At 61.9% G+C, this 1758-nt stretch carries 1 protein-coding gene; it reads left to right on the top strand.

Annotated features, from left to right (window positions below):
* Nucleotides 1-138: 138 nt before the first annotated feature.
* A complete protein-coding gene (locus E5S69_RS32040; protein WP_115737185.1) occupies nucleotides 139-1539 on the top strand; it encodes an ISNCY family transposase in 1401 nt (466 codons plus the stop codon).
* Nucleotides 1540-1758: the final 219 nt, after the last annotated feature.

Raw genomic sequence — 1758 nt, 5'->3', positions numbered from 1 at the left:
CAGTCTCCCTCCGAGAAGTAACGCCTCCAGCCTAGGCGATGCATCGGGCGATCGGGCTGACCATTTCATTATGTCCGCTTGAGTGCTCCATTCGTGGTATTTAGCCTGCCCGGTTGAACACGATGGAGACGCCAGAGGATGGCTAAATCCGAGGTCATTACAGTCAGCATGCATGAGTTAGACAGGCTCAAGACCGTCCAGGCGGTCGTAGATGGTCAGTTACGGCCCGGTGTGGCCGCCGAACGGTTGGAGATCACGGACCGGCAGTTCCGGCGGCTGCTGGAACGCTATAAACAGGAAGGCCCGTCCGGGCTAGTGTCGCGACGGCGCGGGCGACCCAGCAACAATCGCATGCCTGCGGACCGCGAATCTGTAGCCCTTGGCCTGATCCGCGACAGCTACGCCGACTTCGGCCCCACGCTGGCGGCCGAGAAGCTGCACGAGCGCCATGGACTGACCTTGTCCAAAGAAACGATCCGCCGGCTGATGACGGCAGCCGGCCTGTGGGTGCCGCGCAAACAGCGGCCGCCCAAGGTCTACCAGCCTCGTAACCGGCGCGCCTGCTATGGCGAACTGATCCAGATCGACGGCAGCGATCACCGCTGGTTTGAGGAGCGCGCGCCAGCCTGCACGCTGCTGGTGTACGTCGACGACGCCACCAGCCGGATCATGGAACTGCGCTTCACTCATTCGGAATCCACGTTCACGTATTTCGCGGCGACCCGTGCCTATCTGGAGCGCCATGGCAAGCCGGTGGCGTTTTACAGTGACAAGGCCAGCGTTTTCCGGGTCAACAAACAAGGGGCGACCAGCGGCGACGGCCACACCCAGTTTGCCCGGGCGTTGTTTGAGCTGAACATCGAAGGCATCTGCGCCAACAGCAGCCAGGCCAAGGGCCGCGTCGAGCGGACTCACCTGACCCTGCAGGACCGGTTGGTCAAGGAGCTACGCCTGCGTGGCATCAGCACCATGGAGGCCGCCAATGCCTTCATGGCGGAGTTCATCGCCGACTACAACGCGCGCTTTGCCAAGGTGCCGCGCAATAACCACAACGCCCATCGGCCACTGCGACCGGATGAGAACCTGGATCTGATCTTCGCTTGGCGCGAGCCACGCTGCGTGTCCAAGAGCCTGACGATCCAGTACGACAAGATGCTCTACCTGCTGGCGGACACCCCGGAGCACCGCAAGCTGGCCGGCCGCTACATTGATGTCTATCACTACCCGGATGGCAGGATCGAGCCGCGGGCGAATGGCGCCGCCCTGCCCTATACCACCTATGACCGGCTGTCGGAAGTGGACCAGGGCGCGATCGTGGACAACAAGCGCCTGGGACATGTGCTGCAGATGGCCCAATACGTTCAGGAGAAGCGCGACAACACACGGTCGCTATCTGTGCCTGGCACGGATGGGGCTCCCCGCAAGCGAGGACGACCGCCCGGCAAGAAGTCGCAGCGATCGCTGGGCCAGAACGATATGTTGGAAGCTCTGAAACGGTTGCAAGAGCAGCCGTGGCCACTTAACGGAACGGAGAGCTAACCTCAGCTTGCGACTGGCAGTTCAACGCGGCCCTGGCAGGACGGCTTCACTCTGAGCTGGACTCAGTCGTGTCAGGCCAGCACCACTGCCCGACGGGCACCCCAAAAACAGAACAAACAACGCTGAAATGACACCGGACAACCGGACATAATGAAATGGTCAGCCCGATCGCCCGATGCATCGCCTAGGCTGGAGGCGTTACTTCTCGGAGGGAGACTG

Origin of the sequence: Cupriavidus necator (genome assembly GCF_013141915.1) — a bacterium.
GTDB lineage: Bacteria > Pseudomonadota > Gammaproteobacteria > Burkholderiales > Burkholderiaceae > Cupriavidus > Cupriavidus necator_B.
This window is presented reverse-complemented; position numbering and strand designations above follow the sequence as displayed.

Bases quoted from the DNA above. Each gene is read 5' to 3' on its own strand.
- E5S69_RS32040 (WP_115737185.1), top strand. From the start codon at position 139: ATGGCTAAATCCGAGGTCATTACAGTCAGCATGCATGAGTTAGACAGG.